The sequence below is a fragment of the Pseudoduganella ginsengisoli genome, assembly GCF_009720865.1.
Classification (GTDB): domain Bacteria; phylum Pseudomonadota; class Gammaproteobacteria; order Burkholderiales; family Burkholderiaceae_D; genus Rugamonas; species Rugamonas ginsengisoli.
This window is the reverse complement of record NZ_WNLA01000133.1, coordinates 1-228: the sequence shown is the minus strand read 5'-3', so window position 1 is coordinate 228 and position 228 is coordinate 1. Positions and strand designations below refer to the sequence as shown.

Below are 228 nucleotides of genomic sequence, written 5' to 3'. Positions count from 1 at the left end.
AGTTGCCGCTGGCGTCGGCCACGGCATTGCCCACTTCCACCCCGCCGGCATACAGATGCACTTTGGCGCCGGCTTCCGCGCCACCGCCGGCAAACACCGGGTTGAGAGCGTTGGTGATGTTGTCGGTATTCGATGAGCCGTTATCCGAAGTGGCCTGCAAGTCCGGCGCCGCCAATTGCGGCTGGCCAGTGTCGACCGTAATCGACAGCGGCAGCGAAGCGCCGGACA

1 protein-coding gene is annotated in these 228 nt (G+C 64.9%); it reads right to left on the bottom strand.

Translation table 11 applies throughout. The features are described 5' to 3' along the window. A partial coding sequence (locus GM668_RS30870; protein WP_170305946.1) for an Ig-like domain-containing protein occupies positions 1-228 on the bottom strand: 228 nt, incomplete at both ends.